Source organism: Escherichia sp. E2748 (assembly GCF_005781125.1).
Classification (GTDB): domain Bacteria; phylum Pseudomonadota; class Gammaproteobacteria; order Enterobacterales; family Enterobacteriaceae; genus Escherichia.
On sequence record NZ_VATP01000001.1, the window covers coordinates 691,265 to 717,247 of the forward strand.

The following is a 25,983-nucleotide window of genomic DNA, read 5'->3' on the forward strand; positions in this document are numbered from 1 at the left end:
AGATAAGGGCTACAACCAGAAACCCCCTGTGCCTCGCGATTTATTTTAGATATCGAAAAAAATATTTTATGTGATGAAGATCCGTAAATTAACTTTGAATTGACAAAATTCCGAAAGAGTAAAAAATGTTGTCACATTCATTTGCAAAGGAAGGTAAATCTTTGCCAAATCAGAGATCTCTCTGATATGTTTAACTCCCGTTTAACAACCAAGGAGTATAGGGCTGCAGCCCGCAGTATGGATCGTCACCGACGTCACTTCAGCATCAGGCCATATAGCGCCTGCCTTCCTGGCATTTTTTGCCGTACCTTTTGTTTGTATTTTCTCGTTTCGCCTGCATTATTTCTGGCGCCGATTAGCTATTCCTTAAGCAGGAGCTTGTCATGGAATTCTTAATGGATCCCTCGATTTGGGCGGGGCTGCTCACGCTTGTCGTCCTTGAAATCGTGCTGGGTATCGATAACCTGGTTTTTATCGCCATCCTTGCCGATAAACTGCCGCCGAAACAACGTGATAAAGCGCGTTTGTTGGGGCTGTCACTGGCGTTGATTATGCGCCTGGGGCTGTTATCGCTGATTTCATGGATGGTCACGCTGACCAAACCACTATTTACCGTAATGGATTTTTCTTTCTCCGGGCGCGATCTGATTATGCTGTTCGGGGGGATATTCTTGCTGTTCAAAGCGACAACCGAGTTGCATGAGCGGCTGGAAAACCGCGATCATGACTCTGGTCACAGTAAAGGTTATGCCAGTTTCTGGGTGGTCGTCACACAGATTGTCATCCTTGACGCTGTCTTCTCGCTGGATGCAGTGATTACTGCCGTAGGGATGGTCAACCATCTACCGGTAATGATGGCTGCGGTAGTGATTGCGATGGCAGTTATGTTGCTGGCATCGAAACCGCTGACGCGATTCGTTAACCAGCATCCAACAGTTGTAGTGCTCTGTTTGAGCTTCCTGTTGATGATTGGTCTGAGCCTCGTAGCTGAAGGTTTTGGTTTCCATATTCCAAAAGGCTACCTGTATGCAGCAATTGGTTTCTCGATCATCATCGAAGTGTTTAACCAGATTGCGCGGCGTAACTTTATTCGCCATCAGTCGACTTTACCGCTGCGTGCGCGTACCGCCGATGCCATTCTGCGTTTGATGGGGGGTAAACGTCAGGCAAATATTCAACACGATGCTGATAACCCGGTGCCAATTCCGGTTCCAGAAGGTGCCTTTGCCGAAGAAGAGCGTTATATGATTAACGGCGTACTGACTTTGGCGTCACGCTCTCTGCGCGGCATTATGACGCCACGCGGTGAGATCAGTTGGGTAGATGCTAACCTTGGCGTTGATGAAATCCGCCAGCAACTGCTTTCTTCACCGCACAGCCTGTTTCCGGTGTGTCGTGGTGAGCTGGATGAAATCATCGGTATCGTGCGTGCCAAAGAACTGCTGGTGGCACTGGAAGTCGGTGTCGACGTGACGGCAATTGCTTCGGCTTCTCCGGCGATAATCGTTCCGGAAACCCTCGACCCGATCAACCTGCTGGGCGTGTTGCGTCGTGCTCGCGGTAGTTTTGTTATCGTCACCAACGAGTTTGGTGTGGTGCAAGGTCTGGTTACGCCGCTGGATGTACTGGAAGCCATTGCTGGTGAGTTCCCTGATGCAGATGAAACGCCGGAAATTGTTATCGATGGCGACGGTTGGCTGGTAAAAGGTGGTACAGACTTACATGCCTTACAGCAGGCGCTTGATGTTGAGCACCTTACCGATGATGATGATATTGCGACGGTTGCAGGTCTGGTAATTTCGGCAAATGGTCACATTCCTCGCGCAGGCGACGTGATCGATGTTGGACCGCTGCATATCACCATCGTAGAAGCCAATGATTATCGTGTTGATCTGGTTCGCATTGTTAAAGAGCAACCGGCGCACGATGAAGACGAGTAAGCGTTAACGTAACGGTATAATGGGTGTGATGCGCCCATTATGCCGGGTGGGCGGCGGTTGGCTGCCCGCCAGCCATTTCGGGAAATCACGCAGCGGCATGGGCTGCGCGTACAAATACCCTTGTAAAATATGCACGCCATGACGGCGCAAATACTTCGCTTGTTCTTGCGTTTCCACACCTTCTGCCACCAGTTCAATATTCAGTCTTTGCCCTAGCGCGATGATGATATCGGTCACCGTTGAGTTAACCGCGTCAGAACCGATAGCTGCGGTAAATGACTTATCAATTTTCAGCACGTCAGGACGTAACGTTTCCAGCCAGGAAAACGAACTGTTGCCGGTGCCGAAGTCATCAATCGCCAGTTTGACGTTTTTACGATGCAGTTCGCGGGCAATCCGATAATCAACATCCAGTAAGGCATCGCGCTCGGTAATTTCGAGGATTAGTGGCTGAATCGGGTTAGCACTAAACCAGTAACGATTGAGATCTTTTAACAATACGCCACGGCGAAAATGGCTGGGGGCGACGTTAATGCCGATGTGGAACTGGCTGCTCATTGGAAAAACGTGGAGTTGACGGATGGTTTCCATCATCACATAACGGGTAAGCGGCACTATAAGGTGATGTTCTTCCGCAATGGGGATAAAAACATCCGGCGAGATCCATCCCTGACGCGGATTATTCCAGCGCAGCAATATCTCTACACCAATACATTGCTGCGAGCGTGCATTGAGCAGGGGCTGACAAAATAACTCAAATTCGCGCTGCGCCAGCCCGAGATTTATCTCGCGTGAAAAGCTCATTCTATGGGCCGTGGCCAACCATGCGATGTACCCCACCAGTAAACTCAACAGTACCGCTAGTGGAAACTGGCTGGGAAGATATTGCAACGCCAGGGCTGTCGCACCAGGTCCACTAACGCTGATGATAAAAGGAAAATTCTGCGATGAAACCTGGTAACGTTCATTGCCATTAAGCGGAGGTAAAGAATCAACCAGACCATCATCATAGAGTAAATGGCGATCGGCTACCGTCAGGCTGGCCGTTCTTATTTGCGGTAATTGCGGCTCCAGCAACATTGCCATCAACAGGTCGATGTTGATCATCTCCATCACACCATCTCGACCATTGCCCGGTAAAGGTGTCCACTGAATCAATACCGGGCTGTCTTTAATTAATACGCGGTCGGTAGTTAAGCGTAAAAGGGGCTGCGGCGCGGGTAAATCAGCCTGGATATCTTCAGCAGGAACATTGCGATAACCAAAAATGCTGGAACAATAAAGCGTGCCGTCTTGCACCAGGCCAATTGACCGTACAGTTTGCAGTTTTGCCGCCTGTTTGCGTAAGGGGAGATGGGCGACTGAGCAGGGGAGTCCAATCAGGGGAAGCAGTACGTTGTTACCCGCCTGAAGTGGAAGCAGGACTTTGTCTAATTCCTCAACGGCGTGATTGGCAAAGAGCACTACCCGCTGCTGATTTAAGTTCCGCTGTGAAATAAATCGCACGCTCAGTGTTGCCACAAACGTAAAGAGTGCGCAAATCGTACAAACAATCATTCGATTACGGCGATAGGTTTTAATGATCCGTTGTGCTTTTTGCATGCGGGCCACCCGGTAAGCGTATGGCGACAAACGCCTGACGCAACAGTGGAAGTGTAGTGGGGAAAATTACAGCAGACGAGAAAGCGAGGATAAATTCGCCCATCCGTTGCAGATGGGCGAGGATAAAGTATTAGTCACACTGGACTTTAATCGCCAGACCACCGCGTGAGGTTTCGCGATATTTAGCGTTCATATCCTTTCCTGTTTCGTACATCGTTTCGATGACTTTATCCAGTGAGACGCGTGGTGCACTAGTACGACGCAGAGCCATCCGCGCGGCGTTAATCGCCTTCACTGATGCAATGGCGTTACGTTCAATGCACGGAACCTGAACCTGACCCGCAACCGGGTCGCAAGTCAGACCAAGGTTGTGTTCCATGCCAATTTCCGCCGCCACGCAAACCTGTTCAGGGCTACCGCCCAACAGTTCTGCAAGACCCGCCGCAGCCATTGAACAGGCAACGCCCACTTCGCCCTGGCAACCGACTTCCGCACCGGAAATAGACGCGTTCATTTTGTACAGTGCGCCAATCGCTCCGGCCGCCATAAAGTAGCGGGTATAAATATCAGGGCTGACCGATTCAATAAAGTGGTCATAGTATGCCAGCACTGCCGGAACGATGCCGCAAGCACCGTTAGTCGGTGCAGTTACCACACGCCCCCCCGCTGCGTTTTCTTCGTTAACTGCCAGCGCAAACATGTTTACCCAGTCGATGACATTCATCGGATCGTTAGACAGTTTATCGCTGGAAACCAGCATACGGCGCAGGGCAGACGCACGGCGCGGAACACGCAGCGGGCCAGGCAATACGCCTTCGGTGTTCATCCCACGATCGATACATGCCTGCATGGTTTGCCAGACATGAGCGAAATACTCGTCGATCTCTTTCTTACTGTGCAGCGCCAGTTCGTTCTGCATTGCCAGACCGGAAAGGGAATAACCGGTTTCATTACAGTATGCCAGCAGCTCGGTGGCGGATTTAAACGGATACGGCACACTGACTTCGTTGGCGGCATCGTGACCAAAATGTTCTTCATCGACGATAAAACCGCCGCCGATGGAATAATAAGTTTTGCTGTAGACGACTTCATCGCCGTTATAAGCGTGGATCTGCATCCCGTTTTCATGCAGCGGCAGGTTACCGTTATGAAAACGCATCCCGTTGTCGCGTGGGAAATCCACTTCATGCCGTCCCTGTGCCAGCAACAGACGTTCGCGCTTTTCTACGTCGCGAATAAAACCGGGAATACTGTCGATATCCACGGTGGCAGGTTCGTTACCTGCAAGACCCATAATAATGGCGATATCGGTGTGGTGGCCTTTACCCGTCAGCGACAGTGAACCATAAACGTCCACGGCAACGCGGGTAACGCTATCCAGTAAGCCTTTTTCGACCAGATCATCGACGAACTGTTTACCCGCCTTCATAGGCCCTACAGTATGGGAAGATGAGGGACCAATCCCCACCTTAAACATGTCGAATAGACTAATCACGATAATACTCCTGACAAGGTGACTGGACTTCCAGTAACGAACGAATAACAGCGCATAGTGTAAGAGGGAACGCGGCGACAGGCTTAACTATTCACATGAATTAAACTAATCAAAAACCGCGATTTAACTAATATTGCGATGATTGTCTCAAGTAGTGTTTTGTAGATGTAAAGATAAGTATAGTCAGGGTTTCACACCAATTTGCAGCGCCAGTTCACGAATTATGCCTGCGGTCATTCCCCATACAAAATACTGTTCGTACCAGGAAAACCATACCCGATGCGAATCGCCACGGCGGTAGATATCCAAAGGATGATAACGGCCCAAATGTAACGCCTGGGCGAGCGGCATTTCAAATACTGCGGAGACTTCATCTTCACTGGCGCGATACGGTAAATCAGGCGGGATAATGCCGACCACGGGGGTGACCTGGTAGCCCGTTACGCTATCGACAGGGGGTAACACGCCGATAACCTCAACGGCTGAAGGCGGTATGGCGACCTCTTCTTCGGCTTCACGCAGCGCAGCGGCGATAACTGACGCGTCCGTGTCATCGACTGCACCTCCAGGGAATGCGACTTGTCCAGCATGTTTGCGCAGATGAATGGAACGCTGAGTCAGCAGCAAGCCCGGTTGCGGTCGGCGGACGATGGGGATTAACACGGCAGCCTGACGATGATTTAAGGTTTCCCGGTTAATTTGCGGACGCAATAGTTGAAATCGCGATAAAAAATCATCAAGCGTCAGGCCACGGTATTCCACGTCTTACTTCTCCAGTTGCTTCAGGATACGATTAACTTTATCAAAAGTTTCCTGATATTCCGCTTCTTCCTGGCTATCAGCAACGATGCCGCCACCAGCGGAACAGTAAATCTGCCCGTTAACCGCCGTTAGCGTGCGGATGGTGATGCTGGTATCCATATTGCCGCAGAAGCTTAAATAGCCAATGCTGCCGCACCAGGCATTGCGTCGCTGCGGTTCCAGTTCATCAATAATCTCCATTGCCCGCACTTTCGGCGCGCCGGTGATTGAGCCTCCGGGAAAAGCCGCGCGCAGCAGATCGCTGGCATGCAACTGCTCTGGCAAGCGTGCCGTTATGGTGCTGACCAGATGATGCACGGCAGGGAAGGGTTCTACAACAAACAGTTCAGGCACTTTTACTGAGCCTGGTACAGCAACGCGACCGATGTCGTTGCGCATTAAATCGACAATCATCAGGTTTTCGGCGCGATCTTTCGGTGAGTTCGCCAGTTTTTCAGCTTGTTTGCTATCTTCCTGAGGATCGGACAAGCGTGGGAGTGTGCCTTTAATCGGGCGGGTCTGGATCTCACCACCATCACAAAGAATAAACCGTTCTGGTGAAAGGCTTAAAATCACACCTTGTTCCAGATGCAGGAAGGCACTGAACGGTGCGCGGTTGGCCTGATTAAGCTGAACGAACGCCTGCCATTCATCGCCAGAATAGGTCGCGTGAAAACGCTGGGCGAGATTCACCTGATAGCAATCGCCGCTGTGCAGATATTCCTGTACCTGGCGAAATTTCTCGCCATACTGCTCGCGGTTCATATTGGATTGCCAGGCAGATGTTAACTGGAAATCTTGCTGTGGTGCTATTTGCTGGCTGTCCAGCCACGCCAGACGAGCATTGATATCACGATGGCTGAGTAGCGAAATACGCTGGCGCTGGTGATCGACGATCAGCGCCCAGTCGTAGATACCAACCGCCATATCAGGCAGGTCGATATCTCTCAGCGCCACTTCCGGCAGTGACTCAAAACGGCGGCCCAGATCGTAGCCAAACAGTCCAAGCGCGCCGCCCTGAAATGGCAAATCACCATTATGCGACGGGTGAATGTTTGCACGGTCCAGTGCCTGCTGGAGCACTTTGAGCGGATCGTCAGTGGTCGTTGTGCGGATTTCTCCTTCACATACCCGGGTTTCATTATCGTGAGTGGTTAAAGTGCAAACGGGGTCAGCCACCACAATATCAAAGCGACTATGCGGATGGTCGGCGTAGCCGGAGTGCAACAACATCGCCCACGGCAGGTGGCTTAAGCGGGCAAAATAAAATTCAGCGGCGTCCTGACGCCAGGGTAAAGTAATCACAGCGGGAGATAACGTCTTCATCAGTCCTGACTCTACTGGCTATGTGCCGGGTAGCATGAAATAATTAGCGCCAACAATTTAGCAGGAGTTAACAATGTTTGCAGGTTTACCTTCACTCACCCATGAACAGCAGCAAAAAGCCGTTGAGCGTATTCAGGAACTGATGGCACAGGGGATGAGCAGTGGTCAGGCCATCGCGCTGGTGGCAGAAGAGCTGCGCGCCAACCATACCGGCGAGCAAATAGTGGCGCGTTTTGAGGATGAAGACGAGTAACACAAAATGATCCGTATCGATTTCGTCACGGATGACGTCCTGTATCTTGATACGGATAGCCTCATCGGCTGGGATTTTTCCGGCATGAACTTACATCGTGCCATTTTTGACGGTATGTGCCTGGACGGCGCGCGTTATGACAATGGTCCGCTGTGTTGAAACAAAAATCACGGGGCCATATCTGTTGATTAATTTTGGCTGTGTTTATGATGACGAGAAAAAAGGACGCTTTTCTGAGGTCAATGAAAGCGTCCGGATTGATTTTTAAAGCTGGAGTTTTAACTCACACAAGGGCTTTAAGTTCTTCCTGCATATAAGACGAGAAGTATTCAGGGTTTTTAATCACCACGCGTTCGTCAGAATCCATCTTTTTTGCCCATCCCACCATTTTTTCCGTGAATCCAGGATTCCAGCCTTCCTGTTCAGCTCGCGCAGTAATATCGGCGGTACTCGCGGGGACTCCCAGGTCATGCAAATATTTAAATATTCCTTTCGCCGTACTTTCATTCATCGAGCTTGGTGTTGATGCTGATACATCCATGGCACTAATGAAATCCAGGGCTTTATCTATTGCAGCAGGCATATTCTTGTCCTTAAATTAACCACGTTTTTGATAAGGCTATATATGACCTTAAATTGCATCTAATATCAAAGGGATTATAACGATATCTCATTAGTTAACCTGTTGACATTCAGGTATTTTAAAGGTAGCAGGTCATGGCGGGTTTTCTAGTGATATGGCAAAAAATTAACGGTAAATCGCCGCGCTCCAGCCAGATTGTTAAGGGCAGAAAAGTCAGAGTAAACGGCTCGGGGAGTTAACAGAATGGTTTAATTTGGGTGATTAATATCATTTTTGTATAGATGCAGTTGAAATCATAAAAATAAGTTACCTGACGGATTTCATTATTTATCTAAAGTATCCTCTTAAACACTGGCCGATTTGTTTATAACCGACCAGTATTTTCGAACAATTATCGTCTGATTTTTACTTTGATAGAATTCTTTTTCAGGAATTAAACCGCAGCGATAATCTTAATTTCAACCTTGTACTGCGGATTCATCAGCCCCGCCTGCACCGTGCAGCGCACCGGCGCGTGACCCGCTACAACCCAGGCATCCCATGCTTTATTCATTGCCGCAAAGTCGTTTTTATCGGCAAGGAAAATGGTGGCATCCAGAATGCTCGATTTATTGCTGCCCTGTTTTTCCAGCACGGCGTCAATTTGCGCCAGCGTGTTGGCGGTTTGTTCAAAAGCATCGGCATCGAGGTTTTCTGGTACGCCAGTGTAGTAGAGCGTGTTGTTGTGGATCACCACATCAGACCAGCGGGCTTCAGCGTCGATACGAACGATAGTCATCATTATGTCCTCATTAACTTTACATTTTTGTGCTGCAAAGACTGCCACAATGTGAGGTTGCCGTCACCACTTCAACTGGCGAAAACCAGCCTGGCCTGACATAATCCCTGTTCAAATCAACAGGGGGTAGTGTGACGGACGATTTTGCACCAGACGGTCAACTGGCGAAAGCGATACCTGGTTTTAAGCCGCGTGAACCACAGCGACAGATGGCAGTCGCTGTGACCCAGGCGATAGAAAAAAGCCAGCCGCTGGTGGTGGAAGCGGGAACCGGTACGGGTAAAACCTATGCCTACCTTGCTCCTGCACTGCGGGCGAAAAAGAAAGTCATAATCTCAACTGGCTCAAAAGCGTTGCAGGATCAGCTCTACAGCCGCGATTTGCCGACGGTGGCAAAGGCGCTGAAATACACTGGCAACGTGGCGTTGCTGAAAGGGCGCTCAAACTACCTCTGCCTCGAACGACTGGAACAGCAGGCACTGGCGGGCGGAGATTTGCCAGTACAAACCTTAAGCGATGTGATCCTCCTGCGTTCATGGTCAAATCAGACGGTAGATGGCGATATCAGCACCTGCGTTAGCGTGGCGGAAGACTCGCAGGCGTGGCCGCTGGTCACCAGCACCAACGACAACTGTCTTGGCAGCGACTGCCCGATGTATAAAGATTGCTTTGTGGTCAAAGCGCGTAAAAAAGCGATGGATGCTGATGTGGTTGTGGTGAACCATCATCTGTTTCTGGCGGATATGGTGGTTAAAGAAAGTGGATTTGGCGAGTTGATCCCGGAAGCAGACGTGATGATCTTCGACGAAGCCCACCAGCTGCCGGACATTGCCAGCCAGTACTTTGGACAGTCGCTCTCCAGCCGACAACTGCTCGATCTGGCAAAAGACATCACCATCGCCTATCGCACCGAATTAAAAGACACTCAACAGTTACAAAAATGCGCCGACCGTCTTGCCCAGAGCGCGCAGGATTTTCGTCTGCAACTCGGCGAGCCAGGTTATCGCGGTAATCTGCGCGAACTGTTAGCCAACCCACAAATTCAGCGGGCGTTTTTACTGCTCGATGACACCCTTGAACTCTGTTACGACGTGGCGAAACTGTCTTTGGGGCGTTCCGCCTTGCTGGATGCGGCATTTGAACGCGCCACGTTATATCGTACACGTCTGAAGCGGTTGAAAGAGATCAACCAACCAGGCTACAGCTACTGGTACGAATGCACTTCGCGCCATTTTACTCTGGCGCTCACGCCGCTCAGCGTGGCGGATAAATTTAAAGAGCTAATGGCGCAAAAGCCCGGAAGCTGGATCTTTACCTCGGCAACGTTGTCGGTGAATGACGATCTGCATCATTTCACCTCGCGGCTTGGCATCGAACAGGCCGAGTCGTTGCTGTTGCCAAGCCCCTTTGATTACAGCCGCCAGGCGTTACTCTGTGTGCCGCGCAACCTGCCGCAAACCAATCAACCAGGTTCCGCACGGCAACTGGCAGCAATGCTGCGACCGATCATCGAAGCCAACAACGGTCGTTGTTTTATGCTTTGCACCTCGCACGCCATGATGCGCGATCTGGCTGAGCAGTTCCGCGCCACCATGACGCTTCCCGTATTGTTGCAGGGGGAAACCAGCAAAGGGCAATTGTTGCAGCAATTTGTCAGTGCCGGTAACGCGCTTCTTGTGGCAACCAGCAGCTTCTGGGAAGGGGTGGACGTGCGTGGCGATACATTGTCATTGGTGATTATCGACAAATTACCGTTTACCTCGCCGGATGATCCACTGTTAAAAGCGCGCATGGAAGATTGCCGTTTGCGTGGTGGTGACCCGTTCGATGAAGTGCAACTACCAGATGCCGTCATTACTCTCAAACAGGGAGTAGGGCGACTGATTCGCGACGCCGACGATCGCGGCGTGCTGGTGATTTGCGACAATCGGTTGGTGATGCGCCCTTATGGCGCCACTTTCCTTGCCAGCCTGCCGCCCGCGCCGCGTACCCGTGATATTGCCCGTGCGGTTCGTTTCCTTGCGATACCATCCTCCAGGTAATTTGTGATGGAGTATGGTATGATGCGCGCCTTTTTATTGATCTAAGCACGAAGACCCATGCGAATTCTGGCTATCGATACCGCGACAGAGGCCTGCTCTGTCGCCCTGTGGAACGACGGTACTGTCAATGCTCATTTCGAGCTTTGCCCACGTGAACATACTCAACGAATTTTACCGATGGTGCAGGATATCCTGACCGCCAGCGGAACCTCCCTGACTGACATTAACGCTCTGGCTTACGGGCGCGGCCCCGGTAGTTTCACCGGCGTACGCATCGGTATTGGCATCGCGCAAGGGCTGGCACTTGGTGCGGAGCTACCGATGATTGGCGTCTCCACGCTAATGACGATGGCGCAAGGGGCGTGGCGCAAAAACGGCGCAACCCGCGTGCTGGCAGCCATTGACGCGCGAATGGGCGAAGTTTACTGGGCCGAATATCAGCGTGATGAAAACGGTGTCTGGCACGGTGAAGAAACCGAAGCCGTACTCAAACCAGAACTCGTTCATGAACGGATGCAACAGCTTTCCGGTGAATGGGCGACCGTGGGTACAGGCTGGCAAGCCTGGCCGGATCTCGGTAAAGAGAGCGGTCTGGTTTTGCGCGATGGCGAAGTGTTACTGCCCGCTGCAGAAGATATGCTGCCGATTGCCTGTCAGATGTTTGCCGAGGGTAAAACGGTGGCGGTGGAACATGCCGAGCCGGTTTATTTGCGTAACAACGTCGCGTGGAAGAAACTTCCGGGCAAAGAATGAATCTTAAGAGTATGCCCTGAGAAAAAAGGAGTCGCATCATGGCGGTTCAAAACAATGTTATCAAAGGCATACTGGCAGGTACGTTTGCGCTAATACTGAGCGGTTGTGTCACTGTGCCGGACGCCATTAAAGGCAGTAGCCCAACGCCGCAACAAGATTTAGTTCGGGTGATGAATGCGCCGCAGCTGTACGTTGGTCAGGAAGCGCGATTTGGCGGTAAAGTGGTTGCGGTGCAAAACCAGCAAGGGAAAACCCGCCTGGAAATTGCCACTGTACCACTCGACAGCGGAGCAAGACCGACGCTGGGAGAACCGTCGCGTGGGCGCATTTATGCCGATGTGAATGGTTTTCTTGATCCGGTCGATTTCCGAGGCCAGCTGGTGACAGTTGTCGGGCCAATCACCGGTACGGTTGACGGAAAAATTGGCAACACGCCATATAAATTTATGGTAATGCAGGCAACGGGTTACAAACGTTGGCATTTAACCCAGCAGGTGATTATGCCGCCACAGCCGATTGATCCCTGGTTTTATGGTGGGCGAGGCTGGCCCTATGGCTACGGCGGATGGGGCTGGTATAATCCCGGCCCCGCGAGAGTACAAACAGTTGTAACTGAATAATTGCTTGTTTTTAAAGAAAAAGAAACAGCGGCTGGTCCGCTGTTTCTGCATTCTTACGGTAAAGATAAAAATAAATAGTGACGCGCTTCGCAACCTTTTCGTTGGGTAATTATCAAGCTGGTAAGATGAGTTAATATTATGTTAACAACATGTTTATCACTTGGGGTTGCGATGACGACGAACACGCATTTTAGAGGTGAAGAATTGAAGAAGGTTTGGCTTAACCGTTATCCCGCGGACGTTCCGACGGAGATCAACCCTGACCGTTATCAATCTCTGGTAGATATGTTTGAGCAGTCGGTCACGCGCTACGCCGATCAGCCCGCGTTTATGAATATGGGGGAGGTAATGACCTTCCGCAAGCTGGAAGAACGCAGTCGCGCGTTTGCCGCTTATTTGCAACAAGGGTTGGGGCTGAAGAAAGGCGATCGCGTTGCGCTGATGATGCCTAACTTATTGCAATATCCAGTGGCGCTGTTCGGCATTTTGCGCGCCGGGATGATTGTCGTAAACGTTAACCCGTTGTATACCCCGCGCGAGCTTGAGCATCAGCTTAACGATAGTGGCGCATCGGCGATTGTTATCGTGTCTAACTTTGCTCACACCCTGGAAAAAGTGGTTGATAAAACTGCAGTCCAGCACGTTATTCTGACCCGTATGGGCGATCAACTTTCTACGGCAAAAGGCACGGTAGTCAATTTCGTTGTTAAATACATCAAGCGTCTGGTGCCGAAATACCATCTGCCAGATGCCATTTCATTTCGTAGCGCCCTGCATAACGGCTACCGGATGCAGTACGTCAAACCCGAACTGGTGCCGGAAGATTTAGCTTTCCTGCAATACACTGGCGGCACTACAGGCGTGGCGAAAGGCGCGATGCTGACTCACCGCAATATGCTGGCGAACCTGGAACAGGTCAACGCCACCTATGGGCCGTTGTTGCATCCAGGTAAAGAACTGGTAGTAACGGCACTGCCGCTCTATCACATTTTTGCACTGACCATTAACTGTCTGCTGTTTATTGAACTGGGCGGGCAGAACCTGCTTATTACTAACCCACGTGATATTCCGGGGCTGGTGAAAGAGCTGGCGAAATATCCGTTTACCGCTATCACCGGCGTAAACACCTTGTTCAATGCGTTGCTGAACAATAAAGAGTTCCAGCAACTGGATTTCTCCAGTCTGCACCTTTCCGCAGGCGGTGGGATGCCTGTTCAACAAGTGGTGGCAGAACGCTGGGTGAAACTGACCGGACAGTATCTGCTGGAAGGTTATGGCCTGACCGAGTGCGCGCCGCTGGTCAGCGTTAACCCGTATGATATTGATTATCATAGCGGTAGCATCGGTTTGCCGGTGCCATCGACGGAAGCCAAACTGGTGGATGACGACGACAACGAAGTACCACCGGGTCAACCGGGCGAGCTTTGTGTCAAAGGACCGCAGGTGATGCTGGGGTACTGGCAGCGTCCGGATGCTACCGATGAGATCATCAAAAATGGCTGGTTACACACTGGCGACATCGCGGTGATGGATGAAGAAGGATTCCTGCGTATTGTCGATCGCAAAAAAGACATGATTCTGGTTTCCGGTTTTAACGTTTATCCCAACGAGATTGAAGATGTCGTCATGCAGCATCCTGGCGTACAGGAAGTCGCGGCGGTTGGCGTACCTTCCGGCTCCAGTGGTGAAGCGGTGAAAATCTTCGTAGTGAAAAAAGATCCATCGCTTACCGAAGAGTCACTGGTGACCTTTTGTCGCCGTCAGCTCACGGGCTACAAAGTACCGAAGCTGGTGGAGTTTCGTGATGAGTTACCGAAATCTAACGTCGGAAAAATTTTGCGACGAGAATTACGTGACGAAGCGCGCGGCAAAGTGGACAATAAAGCCTGAGCGTTAAGTCAGTCGTCAGACGCCGGTTAATCCGGCGTTTTTTTTGACGCCCACTAAAGAGAATACAATTTGAATTACCAAATGATTACCACGGACGATGCGCTGGCTTCTTTGTGTGAAGCCGTCCGTGCCTTTCCGGCGATAGCCCTGGATACTGAATTTGTTCGTACGCGCACTTATTACCCGCAGCTGGGGTTGATTCAACTTTTCGATGGCGAGCATCTGGCGCTAATCGATCCGCTCGGGATCACCGACTGGTCACCGCTGAAAGCGATCCTGCGTGATCCGTCCATTACCAAATTTCTCCATGCGGGCAGTGAGGATCTGGAAGTGTTCCTCAATGTCTTTGGCGAATTACCACAACCCCTGATTGACACGCAAATCCTCGCTGCTTTCTGCGGACGCCCGATGTCGTGGGGATTTGCTTCCATGGTGGAAGAGTACACCGGCGTTACGCTCGACAAGAGTGAATCGCGCACCGACTGGGTGGCAAGACCGCTAACCGAACGTCAATGCGAATACGCGGCAGCGGACGTCTGGTATTTGTTACCGATCACCGCAAAGCTAATGGTAGAAACGGAAGCCTCTGGCTGGTTACCTGCGGCACTGGATGAATGCCGCCTGATGCAAATGCGTCGTCAGGAAGTCGTTGCGCCGGAAGATGCCTGGCGTGATATCACCAATGCCTGGCAGTTACGCACACGCCAACTGGCCTGTCTGCAACTGTTAGCCGACTGGCGCCTGCGTAAAGCGCGGGAGCGCGATCTGGCGGTTAACTTTGTCGTGCGTGAAGAGCATTTGTGGTCGGTGGCGCGTTATATGCCGGGGAGTTTGGGCGAGCTGGGCAGTCTGGGTTTATCCGGTAGCGAAATCCGCTTTCACGGTAAAACGCTGCTGGCGCTGGTGGAAAAAGCGCAGGCATTGCCGGAAGAGGCCTTACCGCAGCCGATGCTTAACCTGATGGATATGCCCGGTTATCGCAAAGCGTTTAAAGCGATTAAGTCGCTGATCACTGACGTGAGCGAAATACACAAGATCAGCGTCGAATTGCTGGCATCGCGTCGGCAAATCAACCAACTGCTGAACTGGCACTGGAAACTGAAACCGCAGAACAATTTGCCGGAGCTGATTTCCGGCTGGCGCGGTGAGCTGATGGCAGAAGCATTGCACAATTTATTGCAGGAATATCCGCAGTAAAACCTTCCTGAGCCGGACAGGTGCGTCCGGCTTCAGGCAAACTACAAATCCAACACCAGGCGTTTACCCTTCGCGCGTGAACAACAGATCAACATACTTTGCTGGCTGGCGCGTTCTTCATCGCTAAAATACTGGTCCCGATGGTCAGCTTCACCTTCCAGAATCGCCGTTTCGCAGGTCCCGCATACCCCTTCACGACATAAACATTCCACTTTTGCCGCTTTATTATTTTCAATAACCTGCAAAATGCTCATCTCTTCCGGCACCACAAACTCTTTACCGGAACGGGCGAGCACTAGTGTAAACGCATCGCCGGTTTTGTCTTCAATAGCAAACTGCTCAAAATGCAGCGTATCGGCGGCGATGTCCAGACGTGCAGCTTCACTTCTTACCGCTTCATTTAGCGCCTCGGGGCCACAGGTATAAACGTGTGTGCCAGGTTCGATATCCGCCAATAATCGCGCTAATTCAAGTCGCGTTCCGATCGATGAGTGATGAAAATGGATTTTATCAGTCTGCGGATGCTGGACTAGCTCATCACGAAATGCGCAACTTTCTGGATTTCGCGAGCAGTAATGTAGCTGCCAGTCGACGTCGCTGTGTTGCAACTCTGCCATATGCGACAGGAAAGGGGTGATACCAATACCGCCCGCGATAAACAGATGCTTTCTGGCCGAGGGAATTAGCGCAAACAGATTATTAGGCGTCGAAATGGTCAACCGATCGCCAGCTTTCACCTGCTGATGCAAAAAGCGCGAACCACCGCGCGAGTTTTCTTCCAGTCGAACGGCAATCTGATAATGAGTTGTATCGAGCGGCGAACTCAGCAGCGAATACGCATTGCTGTACTGGTTATCACCATCGCTCATCTGCACAATGACGTGACTTCCTCCGGTGAACGCAGGTAATGGTTTGCCATCGGTTGTCACCAGCGTGAAGCGTTTCACCTGCTCGGTAAGCGGTTCTACCTGACTCACCTGTACTTCAAACATTTGATAGTCTGACATTGCTGTACTCCATCAAAAATCAGCCCGGCGGCGGAATAGACCGCCGCCGATGTCATTAGTCCTTAAATACCTGCGCCAGCAGATTATGGAAATGGGCGATACCGTGTTCGGAAATCCCGCTACCGCTACTGTCGGCCATGATGCGCCCCTGACCACGATAGCCACGCGATTTCAGCCCTTTCTGTACGCTTTCAACCAGACGTAAATCCTCCGGACGGAACACATCGCGATACCACTCAATCAGCGATTTTTGCTCGTCGGTTAACTCTTCATTGGTGAAGTAAATATCGTAGTTTTGCAGGGTGGTTTCAGAATCCACCGGGAATTCATAAATGACCGTCATCATCCCTTTGATCGGTGTGACGTTCAGCATAGTGCACGGCCACAGCCAGAAACCGTGGAATGCCGCATCCGTACCCTCTTCAAATTTAAACGACTGTTCTGACGGTTTGGCGAAACCGTATTGCAGTGTCCAGTTACCGTGCATGGTGTGCCAGTAACGATCAACCTGAACGGAGTCGGAGAAACCTGGATGCGCCGGACCACAGTGATAGCACTCGAGATAGTTATCGACAATGTTCTTCCAGTTGGCTGGGGTGCGGGTGGTAAAGCGGGCCGCCAGTTTCAGGTCGTGGACTTCCGGGCAGGCTTCCAGCACTTTTGCCCCCAGACCAGGTAACTGATCTTCTACGCTGGTGGCGTTGGGGTCCATGTTGATGAAGACGAATCCGGCATATTCTTCCAGACGCACCGGGACCAGTTGCGCTTTGTCGCTGTCGAAATTAGCGACGTTTTCACAGTTACGTGCGTGGGCCAGGTTGCCATCGAGTTTGAATGCCCATGCGTGATACGGACAGGTAATCACATTTTTTGCTTTTCCTTCACCGCTCAACAACTGATGACCACGGTGCGGACACACGTTATAGAACGCGCGCAAAACCTTATCACGACCGCGTACCAGAACAATGCTTTCGCCAATGATCTCACGCGTCACGTAATCATTCGCATTCGCCAGTTCGCTACTGTGGGCGACGCAAATCCAGCTTTTAGCAAAGACGTTCTCTTTTTCGTGTTCAAAGGCGTTCTGATCGGTATAAAAACGGGCCGGAATGGTCCACGCCTCCTGCGGGTTAGCGCAAAAATTTTCGGGTAGTACAAAGTCAGGGCTCAGATTGCTCATAGGGATACCTTTATCGTTAGGATGATGGCGTTCAGTTGTCGCCTTTGAATACCGTTCCTGCCGGGATCAGCGGATCTTTTTCCGATGCTTCTACCGGTGTCTGCGGGAGATAATGTTCAACTTGATGAGCCGGAATGTCGGCGTAATCCTGTTTCAGCCAGCGAAGAAATCCGCCGACTTTCACCAGTAAAATGACGAGGAAGGGAAGGGCTGTGAGCACGACGGTGGTTTTCATTGTTTCCAGCGACGCGCCGGTGAACAGAATTGAAAGCGGGATCAGTGTGATAACCACGCACCAGAAAAGACGCAGCCCACGGTCAGGATCGTCACCTTCCTGGAGATTTCGCGTACTGGTCGCCGCCATGGTGTAGGCCACCGCATCCATATGCGAGGCAAGGAAAATAATCATCACGCCCAGGTATGCGGCGAGGAACAATTTACCGGCTGGCAAGGACATCAGAACTTGTTGAACGGCAGTTTCACCGCCCAGTGTTTCCAGCACCTGTGGGACGTTGATTACGCCATTGATAAACTGATGAATGGCATAGCTTTCCATTACACCGAAGAAGAACCAGCAACCGACGGTGCTGCCGAGGATCAAGCCCCAGATAACTTCTTTAATCTTACGACCGCGGGAAACGCGAGTGACAAACATTGCTACGCCAGGGGTGTATGAGATCCACCACAGCCAGTAGAAAACGGTCCAGTTGCGGGTAAATGAACCATCGCCAAGCGGATCGGTAAATAAGCTCATTTGCAGGAAGTTTTGCGTGGTCAGGCCGATGGCATTGATGATGCTGTTGGTAATAAATTCGGTTGGGCCGACAATCAGAACCAGCAATGGCAGCAGGAAGGCGCCCCAGCCAACCATTTTGCTCAGACGTTGCAAACCGTTGTTGATACCAATCCACGAGCTAAGGCAAAAAATGCCTCCGGAAAGCAGGATCACAAATGCCTGCACGGTGAAGTTATCCGGTAAACTGGTCAGCGCGGAAAGCCCACGGGTAAAGGTTGCGGCGGTGACGACCAGGGAAATGGTCAGTGCGCCGACAGTGGCGATCAGGAACATCAAATCGACCAGTTTTCCCCACGGACCTTGCGGGCGAACGCCGGTAATAGCAGCAATAATGCCGGAAAGGCTCAGCCCTTTATTTTTCCGCACATGAAAGTGGTAAGCCATGATTAATGAGGCCAGCGTATAAGTTGCCCAGGCGCTGATGCCCCAATGGAAGAAGGAGTAGGGAACGCTAAATTCGAGTGCCTGTTGTGAACGCGGCGCGATATTTAAACCAGGCGTTTGATAATAATAGGCCCACTCAGCAACCCCCCAATAAAGCGTAGAAGAACCTAAACCGGCACAAATAAACATAAACAGCCAGGAGAGCGTGCTGTATTCCGGTTTTCCTTCGCCAAGACGAATATTGCCGTATTTACTGGTGGCTAAATAAATCACCAGTCCCATTGCCAGCAAAACCAATACCTGTACGGCGGAACCTAACGTACGCGTGACAAAAGTGAATATTGCGTTGGCCGCGTCGGCCGATTGTTGTGGGAAAAGGCTTAATGCAGCTGCGATGAAAAGAATGGCCACCAGGCTGATGCTTATCAGCGGCACATCTTTTTTCTTAACATTGCTCATCATGAGTCATCTCCTGGGCATAAAAGCCCGTCTCTGGCTTTTGCCAGTTGTAATTATGTGCAGGGTAATGAATTGCATGTTGTGTTTAACAAATTGATTATTTGCATGTTACATAAATTAAACAATTAAGAATACGGAAAGCCATAAAACACGAAACGGAAACAATAAAAGGTGAAATGACGCAGGTTATTTACTGAAGAGAATGAATAAAAAAACCGCGTCAGTGACGCGGTTCAAATAAACTGGTTTGACCTTAACGCAAAATAATTTTGCAAATCGCGTCGGCAACCTGTGGCGTGGTGGCATTGCCTTTCATATCGGGTGTTTTCGGCCCGTGAGCAATCACTTCTTCAATCGCTGCCAGAATAGCGTTATGCGCTTGCTGGAAACGCTCATCGCCATTGCCGAGGAAATCGAGCATCATTGCACCGGCCCAAATCGTGGCGATAGGGTTAGCAATATTTTTCCCGTAGATATCCGGCGCGGAACCGTGGACAGGCTCGAAGAGCGACGGGAAAGTACGTTCCGGATTCAGGTTGGCGGATGGGGCAATGCCGATGGTGCCGGTGCAGGCCGGGCCAAGGTCGGAAAGGATATCGCCAAACAAATTGGACGCCACCACCACATCGAAGCGTTCCGGCTGCATCACAAAACGCGCGCAGAGAATATCAATATGCTGTTTGTCCCAGCGGATCCCAGGGTAATTCTCAGCCATTGCTTCCACTCGCTCATCCCAGTACGGCATGCTGATGGCTAAACCGTTCGATTTAGTGGCAGAAGTTAGCGTCTTACGTGGGCGGCTTTGTGCAAGTTCAAAGGCATAACGCAAAATACGGTCGACGCCACGGCGGGTAAATACCGATTCCTGGATGACAACCTCATGCTCCGTTCCTTCGTTTAGCCGTCCACCCAGAGACGAGTATTCGCCTTCCGTGTTCTCGCGCACTACGTAAAAATCGATATCGCCAGGCTGTTTCCCCGCCAGTGGGCAAGGTACGCCAGGAAAGAGGCGGACCGGACGCAGGTTAACGTATTGGTCAAATTCACGGCGAAATTTCAGCAGCGATCCCCATAACGAAATATGGTCCGGAACGGTATCAGGCCAGCCGACGGCACCAAAGTAGATAGCGTCGAAACTGCTGAGTTGTTCATGCCAGTCGTCCGGCATCATTTTGCCGTGATGGCTGTAATATTCACAGCTTGCCCATTCCATCTGCTCAAAGCTTAAGGCAAAGCCCCAGCGTTCAGCGGCAGCCTGTAACACACGAATCCCTTCAGGAAGGACTTCTTTGCCGATTCCATCCCCGGGTATTGCAGCGATCCGAAACGTTTTCATCATTGGGTTCTCACTTCCTGACCATCAAAATTGACAATACCCTCATCCTATAATTGACTGAAAAGGAATTAATCCCCGCAACTGGTGAAACATAAAACACGAATCATGAATAATTTACCGCTGCTGAACGATTTGCGCGTCTTTATGCTGGTGGCTCGCCGGGCTGGTTTTGCTGCTGTAGCAGAAGAAATGGGTGTTTCTCCGGCTTTCGTTAGCAAGCGTATCGCCTTACTGGAACAAACGCTGAACGTGGTGTTATTACACCGCACCACTCGTCGCGTGACGATCACCGAAGAAGGTGAGCGGATTTATGAGTGGGCGCAGCGCATATTGCAGGATGTCGGGCAGATGATGGATGAACTCTCCGACGTGCGCCTCGTGCCACAAGGGATGTTGCGTGTTATCAGTAGTTTTGGGTTTGGACGGCGAGTTGTAGCTCCGGCATTATCGGCGCTGGCAAAGGCTTATCCGCAACTGGAATTACGCTTTGACGTGGAAGACAGACTGGTCGACCTGGTCAATGAAGGCGTCGATCTCGATATTCGTATTGGTGATGACATTGCACCTAACTTAATCGCCCGCAAACTGGCGACCAATTACCGTATCCTCTGCGCGTCGCCGGAATTTATTGCACAACATGGTGCGCCGAAACATTTCACGGACCTTTCAGCGTTACCTTGTCTGGTTATAAAAGAGCGCGATCATCCATTTGGCGTCTGGCAATTGCGCAATAAAGAAGGAAACCACGCCATTAAAGTCACTGGCCCGCTATCGTCTAATCATGGTGAAATAGTGCATCAATGGTGTCTCGATGGTCAGGGTATTGCGCTGCGCTCCTGGTGGGATGTCAGCGAAAATATTGCCAGTGGCCATTTGGTGCAGGTACTACCGGAGTATTATCAGCCCGCGAATGTCTGGGCGGTGTATGTATCCAGGCTGGCAACATCAGCGAAGGTGCGGATAACGGTAGAGTTTTTACGCCAGTATTTTGCCGAACACTACCCGAGTTTTTCACTGGATCACGCCTGATTAATGATTCAATTATCGGGTTATTATCAGGTTAAAACCTGATTTTCTCCTTTCTAAGCCACTACAGATTGGTTAGCATATTCACCTTTAATCGCGCATTTCCCAAAGAAAATTAAAGAGGTTAACGTGTTCGCTGAATATGGGGTTCTGAATTACTGGACCTATCTGGTTGGGGCCATTTTTATCGTGCTGGTGCCTGGGCCGAATACTTTGTTTGTGCTTAAAAATAGCGTCAGCAGTGGAGTGAAAGGTGGTTATCTTGCAGCCTGCGGCGTATTTATTGGTGATGCGGTATTAATGTTTCTGGCGTGGGCAGGTGTGGCAACGTTGATTAAGACCACACCGATATTATTCAACATCGTACGTTATCTTGGCGCGTTTTATTTGCTCTATCTTGGGGGTAAAATTCTTTACGCCACCCTGAAGGGCAACAATAGCGAGGCCAAATCGGATGAACCGCAATATGGCGCTATTTTCAAGCGCGCACTAATATTGAGCCTGACCAACCCGAAAGCTATTTTATTCTACGTGTCATTTTTCGTGCAATTTATCGACGTTAATGCGCCACATACGGGTATTTCGTTCTTTATTCTGGCGATGACACTTGAGATAGTCAGCTTCTGTTATTTGAGCTTCCTGATTATTTCCGGCGCCTTTGTCACGCAGTACATTCGCACTAAAAAGAAACTGGCAAAACTAGGCAACTCTCTGATTGGTTTGATGTTTGTCGGTTTTGCCGCTCGACTGGCGACGCTGCAATCTTAATGCTTTCCGCCCGCGATCCCGCGGGCTTCCCTCCTGAACGCTACCGCGCCTGGACGTTGACGCTGTGGTAAAAAGTAACCAATAAATGGTATTTAAAATGCAAATTATCAGGCGTACCCTGAAACGGCTGGAATAAACGGTTTTCAGCGCATTTACCGAAGGAGGGAGAAGGATGCTACAAATCCCACAGAATTACATTCATACACGCTCAACACCTTTCTGGAATAAACAAACCGCACCTGCCGGAATATTCGAACGTCATCTTGATAAAGGAACTCGTCCCGGGGTTTACCCTCGATTGTCCGTTATGCATGGGGCGGTCAAATATCTCGGCTATGCTGATGAACACAGCACAGAACCTGATCAGGTGATCCTTATCGAAGCGGGGCAATTTGCGGTGTTCCCGCCGGAAAAATGGCACAACATTGAAGCCATGACTGACGATACTTATTTCAACATCGACTTCTTCGTTGCCCCTGAAGTCCTGATGGAAGGCGCAAAACAACGGAAAGTCATTCATACCGGGAGATGAATTATGGGCAAAGCAACGTATACCGTAACCGTCACCAATAACAGTAATGGTGTCTCTGTTGATTACGAAACAGAGACACCGATGACATTGTTGGTGCCAGAAGTTGCGGCGGAAGTGTTAAAAGATCTTGTTAACACGGTGCGCTCTTATGACACAGAAAACGAACATGATGTTTGTGGCTGGTAATTTTACCTGATAGAAAAATTCGCCATTTTATGCGCCATCGCAAAAAAAATATGCGTGATGCTCATCACAATTTTTACTTCTTTGATGTTGTGCTATGCTTTTTATTAGCGACCAACTCGCTAATACAAAACAGATAAGGAAGGATAAAATGGGCATTCTGTCATGGATTATTTTTGGGCTTATTGCTGGTATTCTGGCGAAGTGGATTATGCCAGGTAAAGATGGTGGTGGATTCTTCATGACTATCCTGTTGGGGATTGTCGGCGCCGTGGTCGGCGGATGGATCAGTACACTGTTTGGTTTTGGTAAAGTCGATGGCTTTAACTTTGGCAGCTTCGTGGTTGCGGTGATCGGTGCGCTTGTCGTGCTGTTTATCTACAGAAAAGTCAAAAGCTAACGCTCAAATAAAACAAAGGCTGCTTTTTCGCAGCCTTTGCTATTTTTACAGGTGCTGTGTTACCACCACCCTAGCTCGGTACCAAGGACGACAATAATCGCAACACCCATCATAATAATCGTTGTTTTTTTCATCTTTATGCTCCCGGGGCAGCATAGCCGCCAATAAAAAACCACGCTAAAAATACGACTGCCGTAATAAAGATTATGACAGGGAAAATAATACCGATTCGCATGTTATCACCAATCAAAAGGATTTGAATACGCCTCAGGAATCCAGAGCTGAATGCGCGACAAAAGGTTTTTTCTCTTTGTGTTTTTTCTCCTGGTACATTGCGATATCTGCGGCATGCAGGGCGCTGTCGGCATCAGTTGTTTCAGGATCCACTTCAATAATGCCGAGGCTGGCGCCAGGATAAAACAAGTCAACATCACCTAAGTGATATTCACCGCGTATTTGCTGCTGAATACGCTCACGCAATGACGGGATATCGGCATTTTCATCGGCCAGCGACGCGACCAAAAATTCATCACCGCCGAGACGACCAATAATCTCGCTATTCTGATGTAGTGTGTTAAGGCGCTGGCCAACCTGAATAAGAAACAGATCGCCGCTATTATGACCAAAACGGTCATTGATTAATTTGAAGTTATCCAGATCGATAAAGGCAATAATTGCTTTACGTTTCAGATGCCGCGCGAGAGAAAACAGTGTCGTCAGATTATCAAAAATTGCCCTTCGATTCGGCAGTCCCGTCAAAGAGTCAGTATAGGATTGCGCAATCAACGCCGCATTAGCTTCACGCAATTGCTCAACCAGCGCCTCTTTTTGGATGTATTGTGTAATAAGCCCGGCGAATAACTGCAAAACTTGCTCCGCGCGTTCGCTCCACGGGCGTTTCTCGCTGCTGGCGGCGCAAAGCGTGCCGTAGAATGAGCCATCCGGTAAGTGAATCGGCGTGCTCAGAAATGTCGTGATCCCAAGATTGCGTGCCGCAATGCAGTCGCCCCAACGGTCAGGGACTTCATCGCTGAAAAAACAGTTCTCATCAATTGCGCGTTTGCACAATGAGTGATCCCAGGAAACGGTAAAATTCTCCGGGATGTGCATTTTCTGGCTATTACGGGCATACAAAATGTGTTGCAGGCGCGCGTCAATATCCACTTTTGTCAGATACGTCGACTCCATGTCGGTAACCATTTCTAGCATCTCCAGAAGTTGCCGGACCAGACTTTCCAGAGACTGTTCCGAGACGAGTGACTGCGAGACGCGGGCAATGATCTGATCTGACACGAAAGAACTCCAGGCGGTGGTAGGTAAAATGCTGAATATTTAATCTTTACAGGCATGATAAAACATCATCAACAAAGATGAAACCAGACGTAATATATTTCGAATGAATGTAAAAGAAATAGTGCTGCAAAACATAACGATACCGCGATACTCTAAAGTGTAGATAAACGAGTGAGATCACTATATGAAAATTATCCGTTTTGTTTTGCCTTGCCTGTTAGTCCTGGCGGGGTGTTCAACTGCTTCTCAACCCGATGCGCCTAAACCGCCACATGTTGGAATGGCTAATCCTGCATCGGTCTACTGCCAGCAAAAGGGAGGTACGCTTATTCCGGTACAAACAGCGCAAGGGGTCAGCAACAATTGCAAATTACCGGGCGGCGAAACGATTGATGAATGGGCATTATGGCGCAGGGATCATCCGGCTGATAGAAAATAACAACCGGATGCCGGGCGAGAATTACAAACTGCGTAGCCAATCGGCCAGCACCAGAGCATGGTTTTGCGTGGTATTTTTTGCCGAATAGAGTAGGGTTAGTGTCTGCTGGCGGGCAATATCCGCCAGTCGTTTCCCTTCTTGCTCATGCTGCGCCAGTTCTGCAAGATATTGTTCGCGAAAGGTTTCAAAATCGATCACTTCGCCGTGAAAGGCTTTGCGTAATTCCGTTGAAGGCGTGATGGTTTTGTCCCATTCATCAAGTGCTAAATCTGTTTTTTTGATACCACGCGGCCAGAGACGATCGACCAGTACGCGATAACCATCGCCTTGTTCAGCCGGATCATAGACGCGTTTACACTGAATATTCATCGTGTTTGTTCTCCCTTTCACGCAACATTGCCACGCCACTATAGCACTTTGTTTTTATGGTTATGGCGGCTGCGGCAAAAACTACTGCTTACCAATAATCAGCGAAACCAGGCCAGCAGCAATAAGCGGGCCGACGGGCACACCGCGAAAAAGCGCTACGCCTAAAACCGTACCCATCAGCAATCCGGCTACCAGTTGTGGCTGACTACCCATTAACGTGACGCCGCGTCCGCCAAGCCAGGAAACAATCACGCCTACGGCAATCGCGACTAATGATTTCCAGTTCAGAAACGAGTGAACAAGTGTCGACGGTGGCAGCGTCCCGCTGGCGATTGGGGCCATAACACCGATGGTGAGAATAATTATCCCGATACTCAACCCTTGTTTTTCAATCCAGGGGAAAAAGGTGCTCAACGGTGTGACGCGGACAATGATCAACACCAGAATTGAAACGGCGACAGTGGTGTTGTGGCTGACAAAGCCCAGCGCAGCTAATCCGAGGAGGATTAACAAAGTGACATCAAACATCGT

At 50.2% G+C, this 25,983-nt stretch carries 30 protein-coding genes; 15 read left to right on the forward strand and 15 right to left on the reverse strand.

Features of this window, described 5'->3' with window-relative positions:
- Positions 1-237 precede the first annotated feature (237 nt).
- Both FEK42_RS23170 and yoaE read left to right on the forward strand, forming a co-directional pair.
- Positions 238-396 (forward strand): hypothetical protein, encoded by a 159-nt coding sequence (locus FEK42_RS23170; protein ID WP_276320326.1) that lies wholly within the window; start codon positions 238-240, stop codon positions 394-396.
- Positions 384-1,940, forward strand: a complete 1,557-nt coding sequence (gene yoaE, locus FEK42_RS03300) for a CNNM family cation transport protein YoaE (protein ID WP_130259895.1) — start codon at positions 384-386, stop codon at positions 1,938-1,940. The genes FEK42_RS23170 and yoaE overlap by 13 nt, the downstream gene beginning before the upstream one ends.
- A 3-nt stretch (positions 1,941-1,943) precedes the next feature.
- On the opposite strand, the gene FEK42_RS03305 is transcribed toward yoaE, so the two are convergent.
- The 4 genes from FEK42_RS03305 to pabB all read right to left on the reverse strand — a co-directional run bounded on the left by FEK42_RS03305 (position 1,944) and on the right by pabB (position 7,164).
- The gene (locus tag FEK42_RS03305; protein WP_130259894.1) at positions 1,944-3,542 is read right to left on the reverse strand and encodes a cyclic diguanylate phosphodiesterase; all 1,599 of its coding nucleotides are present in this window, start codon (positions 3,540-3,542) and stop codon (positions 1,944-1,946) included.
- 130 nt (positions 3,543-3,672) lie between these two features.
- Positions 3,673-5,037, reverse strand: coding sequence for an L-serine ammonia-lyase (gene sdaA, locus FEK42_RS03310; RefSeq protein WP_135492710.1), 1,365 nt, complete (start codon positions 5,035-5,037; stop codon positions 3,673-3,675).
- 183 nt (positions 5,038-5,220) lie between these two features.
- Complete coding sequence (locus FEK42_RS03315; RefSeq protein ID WP_135492709.1) at positions 5,221-5,799, reverse strand: CoA pyrophosphatase; 579 nt, start codon at positions 5,797-5,799, stop codon at positions 5,221-5,223.
- A 3-nt stretch (positions 5,800-5,802) separates the two neighbouring features.
- A complete protein-coding gene (pabB, locus tag FEK42_RS03320) occupies positions 5,803-7,164 on the reverse strand; it encodes an aminodeoxychorismate synthase component 1 (RefSeq protein WP_135492708.1) in 1,362 nt (453 codons plus the stop codon).
- Positions 7,165-7,237: 73 nt separating this feature from the next.
- Here pabB and FEK42_RS03325 point away from each other — a divergent pair, with 73 nt between their 5' ends.
- Positions 7,238-7,417 carry a YoaH family protein gene (locus FEK42_RS03325; RefSeq protein ID WP_130218763.1) on the forward strand — a complete coding sequence of 60 codons (180 nt, stop codon included), beginning with the start codon at positions 7,238-7,240 and terminating at the stop codon, positions 7,415-7,417.
- Positions 7,418-7,423: 6 nt separating this feature from the next.
- The gene (locus FEK42_RS03330; protein WP_240731140.1) at positions 7,424-7,576 is read left to right on the forward strand and encodes a hypothetical protein; all 153 of its coding nucleotides are present in this window, start codon (positions 7,424-7,426) and stop codon (positions 7,574-7,576) included.
- 124 nt (positions 7,577-7,700) lie between these two features.
- Here FEK42_RS03330 and FEK42_RS03335 read toward each other — a convergent pair whose 3' ends face one another.
- Positions 7,701-8,000 carry a DUF1889 family protein gene (locus FEK42_RS03335; protein ID WP_135407035.1) on the reverse strand — a complete coding sequence of 100 codons (300 nt, stop codon included), beginning with the start codon at positions 7,998-8,000 and terminating at the stop codon, positions 7,701-7,703.
- Positions 8,001-8,433: 433 nt separating this feature from the next.
- A complete protein-coding gene (locus tag FEK42_RS03340) occupies positions 8,434-8,778 on the reverse strand; it encodes a RidA family protein (RefSeq protein ID WP_010376144.1) in 345 nt (114 codons plus the stop codon).
- 131 nt (positions 8,779-8,909) lie between these two features.
- Here FEK42_RS03340 and FEK42_RS03345 point away from each other — a divergent pair, with 131 nt between their 5' ends.
- The 5 genes from FEK42_RS03345 to rnd all read left to right on the forward strand — a co-directional run bounded on the left by FEK42_RS03345 (position 8,910) and on the right by rnd (position 15,280).
- Positions 8,910-10,820 (forward strand): ATP-dependent DNA helicase, encoded by a 1,911-nt coding sequence (locus tag FEK42_RS03345; protein WP_130208424.1) that lies wholly within the window; start codon positions 8,910-8,912, stop codon positions 10,818-10,820.
- A gap of 57 nt (positions 10,821-10,877) precedes the next feature.
- The gene (gene tsaB / locus FEK42_RS03350; protein WP_130208422.1) at positions 10,878-11,573 is read left to right on the forward strand and encodes a tRNA (adenosine(37)-N6)-threonylcarbamoyltransferase complex dimerization subunit type 1 TsaB; all 696 of its coding nucleotides are present in this window, start codon (positions 10,878-10,880) and stop codon (positions 11,571-11,573) included.
- 38 nt (positions 11,574-11,611) lie between these two features.
- The gene (gene yeaY / locus FEK42_RS03355) at positions 11,612-12,193 is read left to right on the forward strand and encodes a Slp family lipoprotein YeaY (protein ID WP_130218769.1); all 582 of its coding nucleotides are present in this window, start codon (positions 11,612-11,614) and stop codon (positions 12,191-12,193) included.
- Positions 12,194-12,397: 204 nt separating this feature from the next.
- Complete coding sequence (fadD, locus tag FEK42_RS03360; protein ID WP_130259889.1) at positions 12,398-14,083, forward strand: long-chain-fatty-acid--CoA ligase FadD; 1,686 nt, start codon at positions 12,398-12,400, stop codon at positions 14,081-14,083.
- An 81-nt stretch (positions 14,084-14,164) separates the two neighbouring features.
- Complete coding sequence (gene rnd / locus FEK42_RS03365) at positions 14,165-15,280, forward strand: ribonuclease D (protein ID WP_130208416.1); 1,116 nt, start codon at positions 14,165-14,167, stop codon at positions 15,278-15,280.
- A 41-nt stretch (positions 15,281-15,321) separates the two neighbouring features.
- Here the strand turns inward: rnd and yeaX are convergent, their stop codons facing one another.
- The 4 genes from yeaX to dmlA all read right to left on the reverse strand — a co-directional run bounded on the left by yeaX (position 15,322) and on the right by dmlA (position 20,445).
- Entirely contained in the window at positions 15,322-16,287 is a 966-nt protein-coding gene (gene yeaX / locus FEK42_RS03370) for a carnitine monooxygenase reductase subunit YeaX (protein WP_130208414.1), read from the reverse strand.
- Positions 16,288-16,342: 55 nt separating this feature from the next.
- Positions 16,343-17,467 carry a carnitine monooxygenase, oxygenase subunit YeaW gene (gene yeaW / locus FEK42_RS03375; RefSeq protein ID WP_000067822.1) on the reverse strand — a complete coding sequence of 375 codons (1,125 nt, stop codon included), beginning with the start codon at positions 17,465-17,467 and terminating at the stop codon, positions 16,343-16,345.
- A 31-nt stretch (positions 17,468-17,498) separates the two neighbouring features.
- Positions 17,499-19,109, reverse strand: coding sequence for a BCCT family transporter YeaV (gene yeaV / locus FEK42_RS03380; protein ID WP_135492707.1), 1,611 nt, complete (start codon positions 19,107-19,109; stop codon positions 17,499-17,501).
- Positions 19,110-19,359: 250 nt separating this feature from the next.
- Complete coding sequence (dmlA, locus tag FEK42_RS03385) at positions 19,360-20,445, reverse strand: multifunctional D-malate/3-isopropylmalate/tartarate dehydrogenase (RefSeq protein WP_130208408.1); 1,086 nt, start codon at positions 20,443-20,445, stop codon at positions 19,360-19,362.
- A gap of 102 nt (positions 20,446-20,547) precedes the next feature.
- Here dmlA and dmlR point away from each other — a divergent pair, with 102 nt between their 5' ends.
- The 5 genes from dmlR to FEK42_RS03410 all read left to right on the forward strand — a co-directional run bounded on the left by dmlR (position 20,548) and on the right by FEK42_RS03410 (position 23,351).
- On the forward strand, positions 20,548-21,471 hold the full coding sequence (gene dmlR / locus FEK42_RS03390) for a DNA-binding transcriptional regulator DmlR (RefSeq protein ID WP_130208406.1): 924 nt from the start codon (positions 20,548-20,550) through the stop codon (positions 21,469-21,471).
- 126 nt (positions 21,472-21,597) lie between these two features.
- Positions 21,598-22,236 (forward strand): leucine efflux protein LeuE, encoded by a 639-nt coding sequence (gene leuE, locus FEK42_RS03395; protein ID WP_130208404.1) that lies wholly within the window; start codon positions 21,598-21,600, stop codon positions 22,234-22,236.
- Between the two features lie 181 nt (positions 22,237-22,417).
- On the forward strand, positions 22,418-22,768 hold the full coding sequence (gene yeaR / locus FEK42_RS03400; RefSeq protein ID WP_240725503.1) for a DUF1971 domain-containing protein YeaR: 351 nt from the start codon (positions 22,418-22,420) through the stop codon (positions 22,766-22,768).
- A 3-nt stretch (positions 22,769-22,771) separates the two neighbouring features.
- Complete coding sequence (locus FEK42_RS03405) at positions 22,772-22,954, forward strand: DUF1869 domain-containing protein (protein WP_064529220.1); 183 nt, start codon at positions 22,772-22,774, stop codon at positions 22,952-22,954.
- A gap of 148 nt (positions 22,955-23,102) precedes the next feature.
- Positions 23,103-23,351 carry a GlsB/YeaQ/YmgE family stress response membrane protein gene (locus FEK42_RS03410; RefSeq protein ID WP_064529219.1) on the forward strand — a complete coding sequence of 83 codons (249 nt, stop codon included), beginning with the start codon at positions 23,103-23,105 and terminating at the stop codon, positions 23,349-23,351.
- A gap of 59 nt (positions 23,352-23,410) precedes the next feature.
- Here the strand turns inward: FEK42_RS03410 and yoaJ are convergent, their stop codons facing one another.
- The 3 genes from yoaJ to FEK42_RS03425 are packed head-to-tail and all read right to left on the reverse strand — an operon-like array spanning position 23,411 to position 24,644.
- On the reverse strand, positions 23,411-23,485 hold the full coding sequence (gene yoaJ, locus FEK42_RS03415; protein WP_001386836.1) for a protein YoaJ: 75 nt from the start codon (positions 23,483-23,485) through the stop codon (positions 23,411-23,413).
- A gap of 2 nt (positions 23,486-23,487) precedes the next feature.
- A complete protein-coding gene (locus FEK42_RS03420) occupies positions 23,488-23,586 on the reverse strand; it encodes a YoaK family small membrane protein (RefSeq protein WP_053289038.1) in 99 nt (32 codons plus the stop codon).
- A 32-nt stretch (positions 23,587-23,618) separates the two neighbouring features.
- A complete protein-coding gene (locus FEK42_RS03425; protein WP_130259884.1) occupies positions 23,619-24,644 on the reverse strand; it encodes a sensor domain-containing diguanylate cyclase in 1,026 nt (341 codons plus the stop codon).
- A gap of 184 nt (positions 24,645-24,828) precedes the next feature.
- Between FEK42_RS03425 and FEK42_RS03430 the strand changes: the two genes are divergently transcribed.
- Positions 24,829-25,083 carry a DUF333 domain-containing protein gene (locus tag FEK42_RS03430; protein ID WP_130208398.1) on the forward strand — a complete coding sequence of 85 codons (255 nt, stop codon included), beginning with the start codon at positions 24,829-24,831 and terminating at the stop codon, positions 25,081-25,083.
- A gap of 21 nt (positions 25,084-25,104) precedes the next feature.
- On the opposite strand, the gene FEK42_RS03435 is transcribed toward FEK42_RS03430, so the two are convergent.
- Both FEK42_RS03435 and FEK42_RS03440 read right to left on the reverse strand, forming a co-directional pair.
- On the reverse strand, positions 25,105-25,452 hold the full coding sequence (locus FEK42_RS03435) for a DUF488 domain-containing protein (protein ID WP_064529217.1): 348 nt from the start codon (positions 25,450-25,452) through the stop codon (positions 25,105-25,107).
- Positions 25,453-25,533: 81 nt separating this feature from the next.
- The gene (locus tag FEK42_RS03440; RefSeq protein ID WP_130208396.1) at positions 25,534-25,980 is read right to left on the reverse strand and encodes a DUF441 domain-containing protein; all 447 of its coding nucleotides are present in this window, start codon (positions 25,978-25,980) and stop codon (positions 25,534-25,536) included.
- Between the last annotated feature and the right edge of the window lie 3 nt (positions 25,981-25,983).